15 protein-coding genes are annotated in these 18,970 nt (G+C 45.2%); 5 read left to right on the top strand and 10 right to left on the bottom strand.

Annotated features, from left to right (window positions below; translation table 11 throughout):
* Positions 1-92: 92 nt before the first annotated feature.
* The 3 genes from QUA00_RS13060 to QUA00_RS13050 form a co-directional block, all read right to left on the bottom strand.
* Positions 93-1,361: a transposase gene (locus QUA00_RS13060; RefSeq protein ID WP_333409881.1), complete on the bottom strand. Its 1,269-nt coding sequence runs from the start codon at positions 1,359-1,361 to the stop codon at positions 93-95.
* The gene (locus tag QUA00_RS13055) at positions 1,352-1,951 is read right to left on the bottom strand and encodes an IS607 family transposase (protein WP_333409880.1); all 600 of its coding nucleotides are present in this window, start codon (positions 1,949-1,951) and stop codon (positions 1,352-1,354) included. Before QUA00_RS13055 ends, QUA00_RS13060 begins: the two co-directional genes overlap by 10 nt.
* Positions 1,952-2,014: 63 nt before the next feature.
* Complete coding sequence (locus tag QUA00_RS13050) at positions 2,015-2,221, bottom strand: hypothetical protein (protein WP_333409879.1); 207 nt, start codon at positions 2,219-2,221, stop codon at positions 2,015-2,017.
* Positions 2,222-2,507: 286 nt separating this feature from the next.
* On the opposite strand from QUA00_RS13050, the gene QUA00_RS13045 reads away from it, so the two are divergent.
* Positions 2,508-3,542, top strand: a complete 1,035-nt coding sequence (locus tag QUA00_RS13045; protein ID WP_333409878.1) for a histidine kinase — start codon at positions 2,508-2,510, stop codon at positions 3,540-3,542.
* A 203-nt stretch (positions 3,543-3,745) separates the two neighbouring features.
* Here the strand turns inward: QUA00_RS13045 and QUA00_RS13040 are convergent, their stop codons facing one another.
* Together QUA00_RS13040 and holA are read right to left on the bottom strand one after the other, a co-directional pair.
* Positions 3,746-4,783 carry a hypothetical protein gene (locus QUA00_RS13040; protein ID WP_333409877.1) on the bottom strand — a complete coding sequence of 346 codons (1,038 nt, stop codon included), beginning with the start codon at positions 4,781-4,783 and terminating at the stop codon, positions 3,746-3,748.
* A 230-nt stretch (positions 4,784-5,013) separates the two neighbouring features.
* Positions 5,014-5,991, bottom strand: a complete 978-nt coding sequence (gene holA, locus QUA00_RS13035; RefSeq protein WP_333409876.1) for a DNA polymerase III subunit delta — start codon at positions 5,989-5,991, stop codon at positions 5,014-5,016.
* A gap of 176 nt (positions 5,992-6,167) precedes the next feature.
* On the opposite strand from holA, the gene QUA00_RS13030 reads away from it, so the two are divergent.
* Complete coding sequence (locus tag QUA00_RS13030) at positions 6,168-6,908, top strand: DUF1868 domain-containing protein (protein ID WP_333409894.1); 741 nt, start codon at positions 6,168-6,170, stop codon at positions 6,906-6,908.
* A 256-nt stretch (positions 6,909-7,164) separates the two neighbouring features.
* Here the strand turns inward: QUA00_RS13030 and QUA00_RS13025 are convergent, their stop codons facing one another.
* From QUA00_RS13025 to QUA00_RS13010, 4 genes are all read right to left on the bottom strand, one after another.
* Entirely contained in the window at positions 7,165-8,286 is a 1,122-nt protein-coding gene (locus QUA00_RS13025) for a cellulase family glycosylhydrolase (RefSeq protein WP_333409875.1), read from the bottom strand.
* A gap of 198 nt (positions 8,287-8,484) precedes the next feature.
* Positions 8,485-8,898: a DUF6006 family protein gene (locus QUA00_RS13020; RefSeq protein ID WP_333409874.1), complete on the bottom strand. Its 414-nt coding sequence runs from the start codon at positions 8,896-8,898 to the stop codon at positions 8,485-8,487.
* Positions 8,899-9,206: 308 nt separating this feature from the next.
* Complete coding sequence (locus tag QUA00_RS13015; RefSeq protein ID WP_333105076.1) at positions 9,207-9,413, bottom strand: hypothetical protein; 207 nt, start codon at positions 9,411-9,413, stop codon at positions 9,207-9,209.
* 740 nt (positions 9,414-10,153) lie between these two features.
* Positions 10,154-11,086 (bottom strand): tachylectin-related carbohydrate-binding protein, encoded by a 933-nt coding sequence (locus tag QUA00_RS13010; RefSeq protein ID WP_333409873.1) that lies wholly within the window; start codon positions 11,084-11,086, stop codon positions 10,154-10,156.
* Between the two features lie 264 nt (positions 11,087-11,350).
* On the opposite strand from QUA00_RS13010, the gene QUA00_RS13005 reads away from it, so the two are divergent.
* From QUA00_RS13005 to cbiE, 3 genes are all read left to right on the top strand, one after another.
* Positions 11,351-12,679, top strand: a complete 1,329-nt coding sequence (locus QUA00_RS13005) for an AAA-like domain-containing protein (protein WP_333409872.1) — start codon at positions 11,351-11,353, stop codon at positions 12,677-12,679.
* Between the two features lie 29 nt (positions 12,680-12,708).
* On the top strand, positions 12,709-16,221 hold the full coding sequence (locus QUA00_RS13000) for a WD40 domain-containing protein (RefSeq protein WP_333409871.1): 3,513 nt from the start codon (positions 12,709-12,711) through the stop codon (positions 16,219-16,221).
* Between the two features lie 213 nt (positions 16,222-16,434).
* Positions 16,435-17,748 (top strand): precorrin-6y C5,15-methyltransferase (decarboxylating) subunit CbiE, encoded by a 1,314-nt coding sequence (gene cbiE, locus QUA00_RS12995; protein WP_333409870.1) that lies wholly within the window; start codon positions 16,435-16,437, stop codon positions 17,746-17,748.
* A gap of 169 nt (positions 17,749-17,917) precedes the next feature.
* On the opposite strand, the gene QUA00_RS12990 is transcribed toward cbiE, so the two are convergent.
* Positions 17,918-18,787 carry a CPBP family glutamic-type intramembrane protease gene (locus QUA00_RS12990; protein WP_333409869.1) on the bottom strand — a complete coding sequence of 290 codons (870 nt, stop codon included), beginning with the start codon at positions 18,785-18,787 and terminating at the stop codon, positions 17,918-17,920.
* Positions 18,788-18,970: the final 183 nt, after the last annotated feature.

Below are 18,970 nucleotides of genomic sequence, written 5' to 3'. Positions count from 1 at the left end.
GGCATAGGGCATAGGGCATAGGGCATAGGGCATAGGGCATACCTCACTTTTTTTAGAACCGCTATATTTACCAATAGCTGGCAAAAGTATAGTCATTGATAGACATGGGAGGCGTTAAGCCCCTCCCCCTTCACTTTTGCTTTAAGCGGATTAACCCGCCTCGGCTGAACTACGCAGCTCCCTATCCCATCGCTAAACGCATTTGGGATTGCTTTTCTGAGAATATTGTACGAAGCATTCACATCGGAATTAATTAACCGATCGGTCGATATTTTATACAAACCCCGCTTGATACGCTTCCCAGTAAACACAGGCTCTTTTTCTGTTTTCCCGTAAACAGGAATTGAGTCTAAACCCAAAAAACTGGCCCGCGATGTAAAGGATTCTTCCTGTACAATTACTGTGATTCCCACCAACCGAGCTTTGTATTCCAACATCTCAATTAATCGAGAGTGAGGGATAGTGACAAAGTTTTGGTTAGTTTGATTCCCTAAATTAATATCGGTTTTCCACTGTGCATTCTTGCCAATTACTACCGTCCCAATTTGTTTGGCACTTAAAATGCCAACAATTAGGCGACTAGCATGATGTAAGTAATTGTCTACTTTTTGATTGCGACAACGAGTTAAGCGCTGAATCCGGGATGAAGTCTTGCGGCTCCCTTTCAATTGGGATTGCAATCGGGATTTGCGTTTGTTGTAGAACTGGTTGATAGATTTCAATGGTCGCCCGTTAATCAACAAAGGGGTAAAACCCGGTTGATTTGAAGTTAGCGCCACTAAATTATCCAATCCTAAATCAATACTAGCTACAAAACTAGAGTTGCTAATGGTGGACTCCAGCTTATCATAAATTACCTCTATTACATAGGAATCACATTTCGGAACCACTCTAACTTGGCAAATTTGGTCAGGATGGACTTTAGTTTTGATTAAAAGTTCAGTACCCGAAAGTTTAATGATTCCCTTCTTCAACTGTTTGCTGCTAATCGCTTGAATTGTGTAGACTAGAAGGTTTCGCCCTTTAGTCTTGTCTTTGTACAACGGCAGTTTTGGGCGACCCGTAAATTTTGAAGGATCAGCCTTGTAAGCTTTAACTGCTTCAAAAAACGATTTCCAATTGTTGTCTAACACCATTAAGATTTGCTGGCTTACTTTAGCAGGTAAAGCTTTGTATGCCTCGTGAGACTTCATTAATCGGTTCATTTCGTTATATCCGACATAACCCCATCCATATATAAAGCTCTGACGAATGACGTAATTGGCGGCATTGTAGAGATTTTTGGACTTGAAGGCTAGTCCGTCAATTTGGGCGAAACGGTGTTCCGTTGATTTAATGATGTGCCTCTCTGTTAGTTGCATTCAGAGCCTCCATCTTTTAGTTCGGCGATTATTTTTTCCGTCTTTCTACTAGCGTGGCGCGGCCCGTAAAGTCGTGCGGCAAAGCTTGTAACTATCGCTACTAAATCTTGCATTAACTCGTCTTTTCCATTCTCGGCAAGATTGACTATTTCTAGTTTAATTCCCAACCGAATAAGCAATACGCCTAAATAATTTGTACCGAATCGAGCTAAACGATCTTTGTGTTCCACTAGCAAAATATCGTAGTCATCTTGTTGTAACAGTATCTCTAACTGCTTTCTGTGGTCGTTTAATCCGCTGCCGACTTCTTTGACGCTTTTAACGATTTGATAACCGTTGGCAATTGCATACTCGGTCAACCGCTCCGATTGGCGGTTGAGATTTTCTTTGTTTTCGGAGGACGAGACTCGGCTGTAAATAGCAACTCGATTCTTCTTGATTTCGGTGATTGAAGTTTGTGGCACGTAGTCCACTATGATTAGACCGCTTTCTGTCTGTCGTGCCGGATGTGGTAGTTTATTTGCTTTCCACCACCGCCACGCAGTTGTGTAACTTATGCCTATTGCCTTGGCGTAGTCAGGTAGTTTCATTTTTCACCTCCTGACTATATATTACCACTCTTGCTTATAACTGCTTATAAACTTAATGAAGTTTTACAATACCTCAAAAACCGGGTTGTTTCTCTGTAAGCAAACCCGGTTTTTGCGTCCAAGACTGAGGAAATTGTACCAATTTTTGATTAATCGGCGTGCGATCGCCCGCCACAAAAATTGCAGCTTGAGTTTCAAGGATTTCTGTGAAGATGGCTTACCCAGAAACCGACTTTTATCTACGAAAATGCCCAGTAAAACGCGAGGCATATCCGTTGAAAAACCCTGTTTCTTTTCCTCTGGGGGAGTTATCGTAAAAAACCGTTTGCTAAATTATACATCGGCTTTTCTTCCTTGTGGCCTACCCTAGGGGATAGATTTTTTTTGCTTTAATCTTAATTTCTGTATCCTGCCATACAACCGCTGCATTGGGGGGCAAATTTTATAGATATTTCAACCAACACTGTGTTTAAAACTCTCAGTAGGATTCCGGATGGCTTAGCGGACTTAACGATAAATGAAAAACAGTGTTTGAGCTCTTGGAGAGCATTTTTTAATGTACGATATTACCTTATTTACCCCGCAAGACATGGCGAAATGCAGCTTAGTCCTGCGCCATTTAGGTAGAAATACTCCTAGTATGGAAGCCAGCAGCCAGAAGATTGTTAACTATATTTACCGACATTTTTGCGATTCGCAAACTGGAGAAAATACCTGTGCCTTAGTGCGTTTGTTCAAAACTCATCCCTACGGGGAATTAGAAGACTCATTGCAACAATCTGCGCGCCGCTTGATGAAGGGCAATTCCCCCGCCGCCGACATGAAATGTTGGACTCTGCTAGCAGCCGCAGGCACAGAACCGCAGTGGAATTCTCGGCACACAGCAGCAAAAAATACAGCTATTCCATTAGTTAGCCCAAAATTAGTGGCTCAAATGCCGGCGATTTCGGAAATAATCCGGCAGTTTGGTTTAGACATTCCTACATTCCTCGGAATAGAGCGAGAAAGGTTCCTGCAATTAGAGCCCGCAGTATTAAATATTTTTCACGTATCAGAGGCAAAAGGCAGCCCCTTTATTCCTGAGCAAAATTCCTTAATTATCCCCTACCAAGTCAAGTCTGTCTTGGGATTTGGGGGACTTCTGCCGTCAGGAAGTGTGTTTGCGGTAGTGATGTTCCTAAAAGTTAAAATTCCCCAAAGCACGGCTGAAATGTTTAAAGATTTGGCACTTAGTGTCAAAACCGCATTATCCATGCCCGAAAAAAAAAGTGTTTTTGACTATTCAGAAACTTCTAAAATTTTTGTTACTAATAACAATCTTGCCGAAACCCAATTACTTGAATATCAAGTGGCTAATCTGATTCAATTGCTGGACTTTTCAGAACAAGAAATGCTCAGACAAGCCACTCGCTTTCAACAGACTATTGACAATTTACAGGGCGAACTTGCCGAATACAAAAATAAGGAACAAGCTTTGAAAGTAACCCAAAATTCGTTTACAGGTATCCTCAATATTCCCAAAGATACTATTGCTCGCGTAGAGGAAAATCAAGGAATTCAGCGTTTTAATCAAGGGGAAGAACAGATTTAAACCAAGCTCTGTGTTTAGCAACCCGGCTGACGGGGTTGTCACTCCGTCAGAGCAATAGGTAATGTTAAATGAAATTTTAATAAAATTGAAAAAAGTCAAAAGGTAAGAAAGCTTTGAGTAAAAAAAGATTTTTTACTTTTGGCTTTAGACTTTTGACTTTTAGCACATCGAGTATTCAACTCAAAACTCAAAACTTAAAACTCTTAAGGCGCTGCTGCCGCCCTGCGGTTGGCAACAATCAGATTAGCCTGATACTCTGCCGCTTTTTGCTGAGCCTTTTGATAGTTCGGGCTGGTTGACGGTACGGATCTCATGAGCTTAACGGCTTGCTGCCACTCGCTTGCTACTGCGATCCACTCATTTTGAGACTGAGCCGTCTGGGCCGAAATTGCTGCCTTCTGAGCTGTGTTAACGGCTTCTCTCCAAGAGTCAGGCTTAGGCGCGGTGGCTTTTGGTGCAGGAGAGGCTGCCTTGGGCGCCGGAGATGCAGCAGCAGCTTTGGGTGGTGGAGATGTCGGAGTTGGGCTTGCGGGCGCAACAGCAGTGGGAGCGGGTTTTGGTGCAGGGGAGGCTGCCTGTGGGGTACCCGGAGACGCACCCGGAGAGGATGCGGCGGCTTTAGACGCGGGAGATGCGGGTTTGGGGGAAGGGGAAGCAGCTTCGGGGGCTATCGGTTCAGGGTTGGAGTCGCCGAAGGGGAAAGTTTTAGTAAAGAAAAGCCCTGCGATCGCCGCCAGAGGTACTAAGATACCCACAGGTATTACCCATTTGGGAAATTGTTTTTTCGGAGGCGGGGCTTGATCTTCGTCTTCGTCTTCGTCTTCCTCGTCGTCATCTCGATCGAATTCTCCTTCTTGATAATAGTCTTCCTCTTCGGGCTCGACATCATCTAAACCTACAGAGTCGTCAGGCATTCCACTATCCAAGGGGTAAGGCATTGAATCTGCAGGCATCAGATCAATTTCATCTTCCCACGCAGGCTCACCGTCACCTGTTCGACGCCCGTAAACCTTTACAGTGTGAATTGATTCGAGTCCCAGCTTCGTCATGCCGGTGCGGATGAAATCGACCAATACCATTTGATCCGGTACTTTGTCTGCCTCCAGAATTATGTGGAGGCAGCCATTGTCCCGCGTCACATCGGCGTTGATGCCTTTGGGTTTGAGTGTACGGTTGATGCTAGATGCGATCGCTTTTGGATCGCCTTGCTTGAGCAGTTCCCGCGGGTTCTGTTGTGTCATGGGTAGCGCTCTTTTTTTTGGGGGGGTGGAGAGCCGGCAAATAATATTAACCGATCGGCATTCGGCGGACAATATTTATTTACCACATTAACTTCTAATTTGGCATTCTGAGAGTATTTCTAGTATCTATTGACCTTTTGACTCGCGAACGGACCTCAAGCACATAGCCGAAGAAAGAAATTTGTTGTAAAAATTTACAGTAAGGGGCCGATCCTGTTCTCTGTCGCGCATCAGCGAAACAAGCTAGAAAGTTCTATAACTTTGGTTTGCAGGGTTGAGTTTTCTTCCCGGCCCCGCTTTAAAGAAGCTTCTAAGTCTAGCAGCAAGGGCAAACTTTTTTGCAGTTTTTCTAAGCTGGCGTTCTTGACTTCTTGACGAAAATAGTATACTCGTTTCGGATTGCCGAGGTCTAGAGCTTGAGCAATTTTATCATCGCGATCGCCCGCTTGGATCATCGCCTTTACCCACAGCCAAATCCGAAACTTACCAGTCAAGCCAGCCACAATCCTCAAACCAGGCTCGCTGCGGCCAGTTAAGCCTGCCAATAAATCCAAAGCGGCGGAGGTATTGCCCTCGCGAATCGCATCGGCTAGCTGGAAGGTATTCTGGGCGTGACAGTGCACCAGTGCCGCAACTTCTTCCGGGTTCAGAGGTTGGCTGCGGTTGCCCGCAAACAGCAGCAATTTTTCGAGTTCGCTGTATAGCTGGCGGGTATCGCTGCCAATGGATTCGGCCAAAAGTTCGATCGCTGTGGCTGTCAATTTTACGTTCATTTCGCCTGCGACTTGACGCACCCGCTGGGCTAATTCTTTGTCATTCCAAGGCGGAATCGGTGAAAATTCTCGAAATTCGGCGGACTCTTTCAGTAACTTGGTAGATTTGAGCCGGCTGTCGGGTTTTTTGACGGATGTTAGCAGCAGCACGGTGGTAGGGGGAATTACCGGCAGTGTTCGTTCAAATTGTGCTAACAGTTCAGGAGAGCACTGCTGCGTTACAGTCGTGTTTGCCAACCAGACAAAACGGCTGCCGGTACCGAAGGGCGGCGTTAAGGCTCGATCGAGCCCTTCGACCACAGCTCCGGCGGAATCGGCAATAATTTTGTCATAGTTAAAACTAGCCCAGTTGGGGTCGAGGACTGTTTGGCGCAAACTTGTCACAGCCTGCGCCATCGCAAAGTCGTCTTCTCCCCAAAACAGGTAAATTTGCATAATCAACGCTCACTAGCCAAAAAAATCCGAGTTGCAGGCGAGGCTTGTCCAACATATCCTGAATAGGGCTGTTGGAAGCCCGCGCCATAATATAAAATTTGGTGTGGGAGTATGTCACCGCGAGGAAATCAAGATTGGATGATACTTATCAAGCTTACGTAAATCGGGTGGCGCGAATGACGCTGCTGGACTCCTACAAGTCCCAGGTGGAACACATTCAGGAATCTCCAAAATTTAAGCCCGACGAAGCAGGCCGGAGAAATCCTGTACCTTTTCCAGGTTATTCGGTGATTACGCCCCCTGCGGGGGAAGATGCAGAAAATGCTGCATTTTATAGTAATTTGCACTCGAGCCAACAACGGATATTGCAGGAAATAGCGGAGGGTGCGATCGTGGCACTGCCTCCTGATACCTTCCATTTAACCGTAGCCGATTTGATTTGGAGCAGCGCTTTTCGAGATGCCTCTGATAAAAATCCCGAATTTGAGGAGCAACTGCGCTCGCGCATGGCCGATCGTTTTGCCGCCTGTAAACCCTTGGCGGGCGGCGCTCCCATTCGCTGGATAGTGCTGGGGTTGATGGTGATGACTAGAGCTGTGGGTGTTTGTTTGGCACCGACGGACGAAAACTCTTACAAGCAAATTCTGGAGTTTCGCCGATCGATCTATCAAAATCCCGATTTAATGGCTTTGGGAATTGAACAGCAATATCATTTCACGGCACACATTACTCTGGGTTATTTTGGGGACATCGGGCCGAACCTTGACCGCGCTCGCTTGTGCGCTTTGCTGTCAGAGTTAAACGAGCAATGGCTGGACACGCCGCAAGAACTGTCCGTAAACCGAGTGGAACTGCGGAAGTTTGACGACATGACCACCTATCTCCGGCAACCGGAATGGCCTGTTTTTGAGTTTTGAGCGATCGTCAAGATCGAGTATGAGGCATTTGGCAGAAGAAATATCAAATATTCTGCCAAATACCTAATACTGGTCGATAACAAGATATTTTGTATTACCTAAAAACCGTATTTTTTGCCCAATTTGCAGTAACGGTAGCAAACAATAAAGCAACCCGAACGTCAAAGTTGTCAGAATCATCTCCCCAAGCCCATACTGACATCGATCGATTCTCAAGCAAAATTGCTGGAAAACTTTGGTCAAGCTAATCAATTGATTATACCCCAAAAGCAGTCGATCGCCGGGCAGTCGCCTTTAAGCCGTAGATAGGATTGTTTACCAGATCGTCGCCGTAGGGCGTAAGACCTGAGAAATTACCGTCCCGAGTCATTTCCCTCCGAGCGCAACCATCCTTCCACCAACACCAAGCCAGCCAACCAATTTCCTGCTCTTTTAGCACCGTCAAAAGTGCTTGATAGGTAAAATCATTCTGGGGAGGATGATTTTCCTTAATGCCATCGATATCGTAGTAGCAGTATGCGGTTTTCCCCGCGATCGATTCATCTTGCTTGTTGGCGATTTCACCAAAGACGATCGGTAAATTGGCTTCGATTACTGCATTAAGATGCGACATTCCATCATAACCAGCCCAATAAGCGTGTCCGCTAAACAAAAGATTGCTCTCTGGATCGCTATTGATCAATTCCCGACCTATCTTTGCGAACACTTCGATCGAAGTACCGCAATCAGGCGCATCAATCATGATCGGGACTTGCAAGTGTTGTCGGATGCTGGCAATTGCATTCTTATATGACGTTTTATACGCCTCCAATGATTCCACAGAATTGTTCGCCCAACGATAGACACCCAATTCGTTAGCAGGATTAACAATCAGATACCGCTGATGTTTTTTCAATACAGCCAAAACAGGTTCGGAAGTCCACCAAGGAATCAACTGGGTGTTGAGAAGGGTGGCATCGGACTTACAGGTTAAGTCACACAATCCCAGAATCGGCACGATTTTGTTCGCCTTGCATTTGGCGAGAAAATTATCCAAGTTTTGCAGCGAATAGGCAGGGCGAGTCGGTTGACCGTAATCCTTGTACCATTGGATTATGACGGCATTGGCTCCTGTTTTTTCCAATTCTGCCAGTTTATCGCTTTGAGGAAAATCCCAGTCATCCAACAGGGGTAGGTTAATTCCTCGCAGGACGATCTTCTGCCCGCTTGAATCATAAAGATACCGTCCCTTTGTATGAAGTGTATTCTTGGTTTGCGAAGCTTGCCTAGCGGGTTGGGCTAAAACGGCGCGATCGCCAAACAGAATTGCACTTGCTCCTCCAGCAATTAAACCGACACCTGCCTTTAAAAATTGACGGCGGCAAAGCTCATCAGACATGATGTTTTCTCCTTAAATAAAACTTCGAGTAATTTAGGGTTTACCGGGCGATCGCCCGAGCGACAAAAACAATTGGGCTTGTTAGATTAATCAGGAAAACTAACCTAATTAAAATCGGCGATCGCACTAAATGTTTGAAGGTCAGACCTCACCTCATTTCTTGCTCTATAGGGAGCGAAGGAAAGAAGCGAGACTGTACTATTTCCAACATGACAGCGGATATCGCTTACCGTTCCACGTCGTCCAACCCCTGGTTCTATTGCCTGTAGGTTTGGGCAAATACCATTGATTGCCATCAGCATGGCGGAAGTACAATCCGCCTCGATTGACCTGGCGTGGATTTGTCAGTGGCACCCAGCGCGATCCATTATCGGAAAAGCTGCCATTCCAGCGCACGCCAGAACTGGTGCTACAAGTGTCACCGTTACAGGTGGTTTGGCTATCATCAACCACATTCCATCTCATGCGGGCCGGTCGCCCGTCGATATTGCAATTCCAATCGCCACCCCACCAGCCGGCGACTTGGCTAGCGATGGTCGCACCGGAAACGGCAAGGGATAAAGCAATGCCGCAGGATATCGTAATTAGTGAACGTTGCATTATAGTCGTCATGGAATTATTCCTCATCTTGGGAACCTCTCTTTTGGCTCTTTATTTATTACTCAGCAGTCTGCACCAGATTTTTTTTAAACTTGATTATGGGTAAACAGGCAGAGAAGCAAAGTTCTATGCTGCCCTGTTGATTGCTCCATAAAGTGTCGGCTAGATGTTTTATACGGTATGAGAACTTAGGCAGTTATGGAGCAGCAATCTGTGTTCCATGAGATTCTTCAACTCAACGCTTAAGTTAACCGGACAGTTAATGAATTGATTTTTGATATGCACCTTGAATTTGGGAACTATGATTGATTTGCTTCCCCTTACAAGAAAGTGCGGCGCTCTAGAAAATAATTCTCTTTAACCCGTTGAATTCTCTGATTTATATCAGTCTGAAAGGGGCGGGTTTTCTCATCATTTATATAGTCCGCTTTGTTCAATTCAGAATTTTCCTCTTTACTTTTAAGCTCAATAGCGTTTGTGGTGCTGTTAGCATCGAAAAGTGGCTGGTTGTCGTAAAAGGTAATCATTGCAATATCTCCTACTTAATAAAAATTAGCTCCGATCCAAGTCGTACCATCTCGAACAAGAAGCGTCAGGATGCCGATCGCTCAACTAGATCGGGCTTTCATTTCTCGCTTCATCTTTATATATTGACCGATCGCAACTCGGTATGATAACTGGTAAACTTCTGGATTTTACTAGCAAATAATTCAGGAAAAGGTGAGATAGTAAACAGGGAAAGTTCAGAATTGCTAATCTTCTTTCAAGCAAAAAGTCTGGAAAAGTCTGGAAAACTGAAATCTTGCAAGGTCAGAAACCGGGTTTTTGGCTCATACTCTGCATAAAAACGCATATTTTTCGTCAAACACCCGGTTTCTTGCATGGTTTATTGCAAGGCGTGCCAGCTCTCAGGAAAACCCATGCGGGGGCAACGGTTGTCTGCGGCATAAATGTTGTCATTATCATGAGCATCGAGACGTTGCGTTCGCGAAGCGTGCCGGAGGCATATCGCGTTCATACCACTCTCAATGCTCGATGTTCTAAAATTGGGAGATGAACTAGAAAACATTCTGATTCATGCAACCGGGCCCCCATACAATGCAAGATATCCGAGTAGAGATTAGAGATGTAACCATGCAAACTCTCCCACAAACTGATAGGAAGCATCTCAGTCATGATGCCGCGCTAATGTTGTTGGCCGTCTTACCGGATCGCATCCGGGATGCTTATCTGAATCATGCGAAGCTATCACTATGGAGATAAGGTACTACTGGAGAAAAGTTGGCTTCAAATAAACGCTGTTGCAAACCACGCTAAAGCCGTTGGCATTCCAACCATCACCCACTTTTTTTCGCTCTTCCCAGTCAGGGGTTCCGTTTTGATAGCCTTTGTGTTTATACCACCACAAGGTTCCGTCTTGATCGACAGCATAGATAATACCGCCGCCTATGGAAAATACATTGTGAAAGTTGTTCCAACCATTGCCAACTTCCCTGGGTTCTTCCCAATCGGGAGTCCCATCTAAATATCCTTTATGCTTGTACCAATTGAGCGTGCCATCATCTGCAATCAAATAGATGATGCCATTGCATCCGGAAAAGACTCGGTGATAGCCTGCTACCCAACCAGTTCCAACTGTCTTAGGCTGACCACCATTAGCCCAAGATGGTGTTCCATCACCAACACCATCATGGCGATACCACTCTAATGTCCCATCTAACCTAACTGCATAAATTATTGAACGTGCTTGCAAAGCAAAGAAAGAGTTACTCCCATTTCTCGTATCGCAAAAGATACCGAGAAAGTCTCGTGGAGAAGGGTTAAAAGTTGGGATACGCCAACCGTCTCCCACATCTCGCGGACCAGCCCAGTTGAATGTTCCACGTGCCCATCCCAGATGGTCATACCAGAGTAGATCGCCGTCGCCCTCGACTGCGTAAAGCCTGCCACTAGAACCGGGCACAATTTGATTGAATACCCAATCCCTACCAACCTGACGCGCTCCGTTCCACGAATAACTCCCGTCAGCGTAGCCTTTGTGTTCGTACCACAGTAGATCGAACGTATTATGACCATTACCAAAATTGGGTATTTCTTCTGGCGGAAGTGTATTTTCTACCCACCGGGTACGGAGGGCATAGATGATGTTATCTAGTTGATGCGAAATGATTGAACCTACTTGAATAATACCGATACCCATTTTCTTTATCTCCTTCTTAACTAGCGTTTGCTTTTCGCGCTTCATGTTTATATATTGGCCAATTGCAACTCGGTATGACCACTGGGAAAGTTCTGGAGTTTATTATCACTATATTGATAAACAAACAGACAAAAAACAGGAAAAGTTCAGTATTGCAAATTACATTTAAAGCAAAAAGTCTGGAAAAGTCAGGTGCAGCGACCCAATTGATTCTCCCATTAATTCGTGATATAACCAAAGGTATTCATCTTGCTACTTTAAGCCATGAATGCTGAAACAGAACTGTCTTGGGAACAAACCCAAAACCTGGTTAATACACTGGTATTAAAACATACTGGAAGATACCTCAGTGATGTTGAGATCGAGGTGCTTCGAGGCGCGTGGGAAGGTAAAAGTTATGGAAAGATTGCCGAACAGTTATTTCTGACTGATAACTACATTAGTGGAGACGTGGGATATCGCTTGTGGAAAAAACTGTCAGCAGCATTAGGCGAAGAAGTAACAAAGAAGAACTTCCGGCAGGCGCTCAAGCGAGAATGGCAAAAAACTTCATCAACACCAACATCGAATTGTGCGATCGCCCTACAATTTCCCGAAGGACCTTTAGGACTGGATTCTCCTTTTTATGTCGAACGTCCTCCGATCGAGTCCGACTGTTACAAGGAGATTTTGAAGCCCGGTTCTCTGATTCGCATCAGAGGACCTAGAAAAATGGGAAAAACCTCCTTACTCAATCGAGTGTTGGCTTATGCGACTCAACAAAATTATCAAGTTGTTCGCATAAACCTGCGAAAAGCTGAAAAAACAGTCTTTACAAGCTTAAATAAATTTTTACGATGGTTTTGTTTGAATGTGAGCCGACAACTGAACCTAGAACCAAAGCTTGATGACTACTGGGATGAAGAAATTGGTAGTAAGGTAAGCTGTACTGGATACTTTGAAACCCATTTATTAGAACAGTTAGAGACGGATTTAGTCCTCAGCTTAGACGAAATTGATACTCTTTTTAACTATGCCGATATTGCTGAAGATTTTTTAGCCTTGCTGCGAGAATGGCATGAAGAAGCCACACTCCAAGAAAGTTGGCGAAAACTTCGATTAATCATCGCTCACTCAACAGAAGTATATATCTCCTTAAATATCCATCAATCTCCATTTAATGTTGGGCTACCCCTGAGATTGCCGCCATTTAATCAACAGCAAGTCCAGACGCTAGCTCAGTTACATGGCTTAACTTGGACTGTGGAAATGACCCAACCGTTAACGGCGATGATTGGAGGGCATCCCTATCTGATTCGACGGGCCTTGTATCACCTTGCTCGTCAGGATATGACACTTCAGCAATTGCTGCAAGATGCTCCAACCCATGCTGGAGTTTATAGCGACCATTTGCGGTGTTGCTTAGGCAATTTAAAACAGCAACCCGAATTAGCATTCGCCTTGAAACAGGTCGTGACTGCACAAAGCCCTATTCAGTTAGAATCCGTAACTGTCTATCAGTTGGATAGCATGGGAATCGTGCATCTTAATGGCAACCAAGTAACACCGAGTTGCGAGCTATATCGTCAGTATTTCAGTACCAATCTTGCTTGAGGGTTGAATCTTCTAATCCGAATCAAATAATGAATACAACCTACAACGAAAATTACGAATACAAAGTTGGGGGAAGCTTACCGCCAAATGCACTCTGTTATGTAACGCGGCAGGCCGATCGAGAACTTTTGGCAGCATTGGCAGCGGGTGAATTTTGCTATGTGTTTAACTCTCGGCAGATGGGAAAGTCGAGTTTGAAGGCACGAACAATGCAACTGTTGGAAGCGAAAAAAATTACCTGTGCGGCAGTTGATGTCACCAAACTAGGGGCGAAGCAGGTGACGGCTGACCAATGGTATAAGGGTTTAGTAGTGGAATTAGTTAGAGCTTTTAAGCTCGCAGGAAAGTTTGATTTAAAAGCTTGGAGAAATGAACAAGCAGAACTATCTGCAATTCAACAACTCAGTTTGTTTATTGAAGATGTTTTGCTGGTCAAAATTGCGAGAGCCTGTATTTTTCTAGAAGAAATTGATAATGTCAAGAGCTTAAGTTTCTCAACCGACGATTTGTTTGCTTTGATTCGCGCTTGTTACGAGCAACGATCGCACAATCCCATCTATAATCGCTTGACCTTTTGTCTGTTGGGAGTCGCCACACCATCCGACTTGATGGTTGATAAGCAAAGAACTCCCTTTAATATTGGTCGCTCGATCGATTTGACAGGATTTAAGCTGGCAGAAGCTAAGTCACCCTTAACTCAGGGATTAGTCGGAAAAGTAGAGAATCCATTAGCCGTTTTACAAGAAATTTTGGATTGGACGGGCGGACAACCTTTTCTCACTCAAAAGTTGTGTAAGTTGGTAGCAGAAAAAGCCGAAAATTGCCAGCCTAATATCGAGCAGTTGGTGCAACAACACATTGTTGAGAATTGGGAATTCCACGATACTCCTCCCCATCTCAGAACAATCCGCGATCGCATCCGAGGCAGCGAACAGCGCAGAGGTCGGCTACTTGGGCTTTATCAGCAGATTCTGCAATATAACGCGATGTTCGTAGATAACAGTCCCGAACAAATGGAATTACAGCTATCAGGATTGGTTGTCAAACATCAAGGCCAACTTAGCGTTTACAACCGCATTTATCAATCGGTTTTTAACAAGGCTTGGATTGAGCAGGAATTAGCCTCTGTACGCCCTGATTTTTATTCGGTAGCGTTAGCAGGTTGGCTTACATCCAACTGTCAGGAGGAATCTTGGTTGTTACGGGGACAGACGTTACAAAAAGCGCAGCAGTGGGTTGCCGATAAAAGCTTAAGCGACAATGATTACCGCTTCTTAGATGCAAGTAGGGAATTAGAGCAACGAGACATTCAAAAGCGGTTGAACGCAGAAACAGAAGCATCCTGGATTTTGGCAGAAGCTAATCAAGTCTTAACCGAAGCCAACCAAACCCTGAATCAGGCAAACCTAAAAGCCCACCGACGAATTCGGCTCGGTTTAGTGATACTCGTTGCATCTCTGATTGTGGCAATATTTGCCGGAACTTGGGCAAGTCTGATGGTCAGAGATACTCAACTAGAGAGGATCAAATCTCTCAGCATTTCTTCAACGGCGTTATTGAACTCAAACAAAGAACTTGATGCTTTGTTAGCTGCATTAAAATCAGCAACTCAATTAAAATCAGCGAATTTGGCAGATATGAATACTAAAAAATCAGTCAAATTAGCATTGCAGCGGTCTAGTTTCATCAGAGAAAGGAATCGCCTAGAAGGACACAATGATGCTGTGAGAAGCGTCAGCTTTAGTCCAGATAATCAAATAATTGCGACTGCTAGCGAAGATAATACGGTCAGGCTTTGGAGCATTGATGGGCGAGAAATTAAACGACTATCGGGACAGAATCAGTCTTTTAGGCGCGTGAAATTCAGCCCCGATGGCAAGATGATTGTTGCTGTCAGTGCAGATCACACCATCAAAGCTTGGGATATTAATGGGCAAGAATTCTTCACAGTGAAGGGAAAAGACAAGGCAGATAGTTTTATTAGCAGTCTCTGTATTAGTCCTGATAGTAAAGCGATCGCTGCTCCTGAAGGAAATAATGTCAAACTTTGGAGTACAACCGGACGAGAACTCAAAACGCTTAAAGGACATGAAATTTCGGTTTGGAGCATCAGTTGTAGCCCCGATGGTAAAACCATTGTCACAGCCGATCAATCCGGTGTTGTCAAACTCTGGAACATGGATGGACGAGAACTCAAAACCTTTAGAGCAAGCCAGTTATCAATTTTCGATGTCAGCTTTAGCCCGGATGGTCAATCCATTGCTACTGCCGCTGGGGACACTAAGATTAAACTATGGAATTTAGACGGAAAAGAAATCAGAACGATCGGTAAACATGACAACTATGTTATCAGCGTTAGTTTTAGTCCAGATGGTAAAACGATCGCTTCTAGCAGTGCTGATAAAACCGTTAAACTATGGAACACTACTGGACAACTTCTGAAAACCTTTAGAGGACATGATGATGCCGTCTTTAGCAGCAGTTTTAGCCCAGATGGTAAGTTCATTGCCGCTGCTGTACAAGACAACACGGTTAAGTTATGGGCTGTTGACGATCGACAAAAACTGCATACTTTTGTTGGACATAATGATTCTCTTTGGAGCGTTCGGTTTAGCCCGAATGGCAAAATCATTGCTTCGGCTGGAGATGATAAAACGATTAGACTTTGGAGCACTGAGGGTCAAGCACTTCAAACGATTGAGGCAAATAGCGACAAGGCTTGGAATCGGATCTGGGGCTTGAGCTTTAGCCCGGATGGGAACACAATTGCCGCAAGTAATTCCGATACAACGATTAAACTGTGGAAGCTCAAGGGTCAAAGTCTTAGAACCTTTAAAGAACACAGCAGTCAAGTCACTGACGTAAGTTTTAGCCCTGATGGTCAAACTCTTGCTAGTGCTAGTTACGATGGAACAATCAAGCTGTTGCAGATAAATACTCAAGAATCGAAAACTCTCAAGGCTTTGGCAGGCAAGGTTTGGAGTGTTGGGTTCAGTCCAGATGGCAAAACACTTGCCTCTGCTCATCAAGACGGCACAATAAAACTGTGGAATCTTCAAGGTCAGCTACTCAAAACAATCAGAGGACATGGTAGCTACTTGACCGGTGTTCGGTTTAGCCCAGATGGTCAGAGTATTGCTTCTAGTAGTTCTGATAAAACCATTAAGCTTTGGAGTTTAGACGGTGAGGAACTCAAAACGCTGAAGGGTCATACTGCTGGAGTTACCAGACTTAGCTTCAGCCCTGGCGGTAAAATTCTTGCTTCTGCAAGCGCGGATGGTACAATCCGGCTTTGGAACCTAACGGCTGGTGAAGAGATTAGAACGATCGAAGGAGATGGCTATTCTTACTGGGATGTCAGTTTCAGCCCCGATGGCAAACAAATTGCTTCTGTAAGTGATGATGCCTTGGTTGAACTCTGGAATGCTCAAACGTTGAGCTTTGAGGAACTCATCGATCGCGGCTGCAATTGGTTGCATGATTATTTGAAGAACAACGTCAGTGTCAACGAGGCAGATAGACGGATCTGCGATGGAGTTTAATGATAGTAGTTAAAGTATGCGACCAAAAGCATTCGAGCGCTGAGCAGTCGCTTTTAATCCGTAGTTAGGATTGTTGACCAGATCATGGCCCTTTCTGTGGAAGTTCTACATATTCTGCGGAATATTTGAGAAGCCCACACCTACCCGTTTCGGCAGGTATGTGGAGCGTCACAAAAAATTAGTAATTCTGACTTTTGGGTTTTAGCTAAAAAAGTGATAATACACGTAGTTGGTATCGGTTTAGATGGAGCTTCTGGGCTGAGTGAGTCGGCGCGGCAGGTTGTAGAAAGGGCCGCTCTATTAGTAGGGAGCGATCGACACTTGAGCTATTTTCCACAGCTCTCCTGCGAGCGCTGGGTGCTGGCCGATTTGATGACCGCAATTGTCGAAATTCGGCGCTGGTTGGCTCAGGAGGCGGATTTAGAGCCGGATGCGGGGACGTTGGAAACCCCCATGTCCTCCTCTCAACTAATTGTCATTTTAGTGGCCGGTGACCCGCTGTTCTACGGCTGGGGAAAGTTGTTAATTGCCCAATTGCCTGCAGAAAAATTGACTTTTCACCCCCACGTCAGTTCTGTGCAGTTGGCTTTTAACCGCTTGCAAATCCCTTGGCAAGATGCTCATTTTGTTGGCTCTCAAGGACGTTATTTTGAGGAACTGACGGCAAAACTCAAACTCGGTGTCGAGAAAATTGCGGTGCTCGCGGACGAAACTCATACTCCGGCTGTACTGGCAAATTTGGTGAAAGCTCTAGATTTGCCTACACCCTACGAGTTTTGGGTTTGCGAAAATTTGGGGGCGGCCCAGGAACGGGTAAGCCGCAAGTCTCTGTCAGCTTTGCTGGGAGAGTCTTTTGCACCGCTGAGCGTGGTTGTGATGCTGCGGGAGTCTCCGCCGGGGACGGAACCTTTGGATTTGGAAAAGTTGCCTTTGTTGGGAATACCGGATGCAGCTTTTATCGGTTGTGGCGACAAGCCTGGTTTGACGGTGGAACGAGAAGTGCGGGTGTTGGTGCTGGCACAATTGGCTTTGCAACCGGGACAAGTTGTCTGGGATGTTGGTGCAGGTAATGGTTCTGTGTCGATCGAAATTGCTCGTTTATTCCCGCAGTCTGAGGTGTATGCGATCGAACAAACGGTTTTTGGCACTTCTGCGATCGAGTTCAACTATGGCCGTTTTGGGCTGCAAAATGTGTTCTCGATTCACGGAACCGCCCCGGAAATCTTGCACCGCTTGCGTCCTCCGCACCGGATTTTTATTGGCGGTAGTGGCGGAGGGTTGACTAAAATTTTGGGCGTTTGCGCGCTGCGGCTGCTTCCTGGAGGCTCGATCGTGCTTGCTTTGGATGCTTTTGAGGATATTGCTACTGTTTTGAGCTGGATGGGCGATCGGGTGCGCCGGGAACCGCACTGGAGTTACCGAATCGTGCAAGTGCAATTGTCGCGTTCTGTGGCTGGGGGGAATTCAACTCGTTTTGATGCGTTGCGGCCTGTTTCGATTGTGACGATCGATCGACACTTGAATTAATGTCTGATTTTTAACCGCAGATTAATGGCTGTGTTATCTATGTTTTTGTGGTAGTTTTTGTTCCCGCTTTATGGAATCTAATCTTTTTTTTTACCGCAGAGGGCGCAGAGAACGCAGAGGAAGAGAGGAAGAGAAGAGCTAATTTTAAATGGGTTTGGGGTATTAGGTTTTAATTTTTAATTAACAAAAGTACGGCTGCTGTTGCTAGCAATAACAGAATTCCGGCTGCACCGGCTAGGGGTTTTGCTGCTATTCCTGTAATCCATTCTGGTGCGCGGCCTGTCGGATTAATTGCCCCTTCTGTATCTACGGTAGTTATACCCCAAATCCAAGCTGCGTGAATGCCGATCGCCAATCCTAAACTGCCATTGTCGGCGATGCGGGCTAATGTTAAAACCATCCCCATCAGCCATAATCCGGGCAGTTGCGGTAGAGTTTCTTTGGCGGCCCAAATTAGGTGGGCGATCGCGAAAATGAAACTGGCGATCGCTGCTGCGATTAGCATTGAGTAATCTTGCTGGAGGATTGTTTGCAAGCAGCCGCGAAAGATTAACTCTTCTGTGGCGCTAATCCACAGTGCTAATAACAGAGTCAGCAGACTAGCAGGGTTAAGGATTAAAGTCCAAAAATTAATCTTTTTTTCGCCTGTTTCGGTGGAAGTTTCGCTTTTTTTTAGCTCGATCCAGCCTGCGGTGAATTGCAGGCCGAATAAAATTACTAAGCTGATTATTCCTAATCCTAATCCCCGCATTAATGACATCAAAACTGCGGGTTGCCAATCCCAACCCCAGTTAATAAAAGATGTATTTTCGATCCAACTTGTCGCCCATAAAATGAAGGGGACAATCACGTAGAGGGAAGCTAGTAAAGGTAATTTTTTGTTTCCCAGGGGTTGGGGCGGATGCCATTTGAGGGCGATCGCCAGCACAATCGCTGCAGGAAGCCACACAACAATCCAAGTCGAGAAAAACAAGATTATTTTAACAATGGCTGGTATTGACGGCGACAGCAGTCGCAGGTTAGTTATACTATTCCACATTTAATGGGTTGCGATCGGTTCGCCTCTAATCAGTTAAAAACTTGACATTACTGGACAAATGGCAATAAATGTAACCATCAAAATGGTGAATGGGCGTGGCAGGGTTTCCAACGAATACTCTGCAAGCATACCTTTTCCACAGTCAAATCAAAAGCACCCGATGGCCTGACGGTAACTTTCGAC

Source organism: Microcoleus sp. T2B6 (assembly GCF_036700475.1).
GTDB lineage: Bacteria > Cyanobacteriota > Cyanobacteriia > Cyanobacteriales > Microcoleaceae > Microcoleus.
Note: the sequence above shows the minus strand (reverse complement) of the source record. Positions and strands in the feature narration are given on the sequence as shown.

Coding starts and splice junctions, on each gene's coding strand:
- QUA00_RS13015 (WP_333105076.1), bottom strand. CDS start 9,413: ATGATTACCTTTTACGACAACCAGCCACTTTTCGATGCTAACAGCACC.
- QUA00_RS13045 (WP_333409878.1), top strand. CDS start 2,508: ATGTACGATATTACCTTATTTACCCCGCAAGACATGGCGAAATGCAGC.
- QUA00_RS13010 (WP_333409873.1), bottom strand. CDS start 11,086: ATGGGTATCGGTATTATTCAAGTAGGTTCAATCATTTCGCATCAACTA.
- QUA00_RS13020 (WP_333409874.1), bottom strand. CDS start 8,898: ATGACGACTATAATGCAACGTTCACTAATTACGATATCCTGCGGCATT.
- QUA00_RS13050 (WP_333409879.1), bottom strand. CDS start 2,221: ATGCCTCGCGTTTTACTGGGCATTTTCGTAGATAAAAGTCGGTTTCTG.
- QUA00_RS13055 (WP_333409880.1), bottom strand. CDS start 1,951: ATGAAACTACCTGACTACGCCAAGGCAATAGGCATAAGTTACACAACT.
- QUA00_RS13060 (WP_333409881.1), bottom strand. CDS start 1,361: ATGCAACTAACAGAGAGGCACATCATTAAATCAACGGAACACCGTTTC.
- QUA00_RS13040 (WP_333409877.1), bottom strand. CDS start 4,783: ATGACACAACAGAACCCGCGGGAACTGCTCAAGCAAGGCGATCCAAAA.
- QUA00_RS12990 (WP_333409869.1), bottom strand. CDS start 18,787: ATGTGGAATAGTATAACTAACCTGCGACTGCTGTCGCCGTCAATACCA.
- holA (WP_333409876.1), bottom strand. CDS start 5,991: ATGCAAATTTACCTGTTTTGGGGAGAAGACGACTTTGCGATGGCGCAG.
- QUA00_RS13005 (WP_333409872.1), top strand. CDS start 11,351: ATGAATGCTGAAACAGAACTGTCTTGGGAACAAACCCAAAACCTGGTT.
- QUA00_RS13000 (WP_333409871.1), top strand. CDS start 12,709: ATGAATACAACCTACAACGAAAATTACGAATACAAAGTTGGGGGAAGC.
- QUA00_RS13030 (WP_333409894.1), top strand. CDS start 6,168: ATGACGCTGCTGGACTCCTACAAGTCCCAGGTGGAACACATTCAGGAA.
- QUA00_RS13025 (WP_333409875.1), bottom strand. CDS start 8,286: ATGTCTGATGAGCTTTGCCGCCGTCAATTTTTAAAGGCAGGTGTCGGT.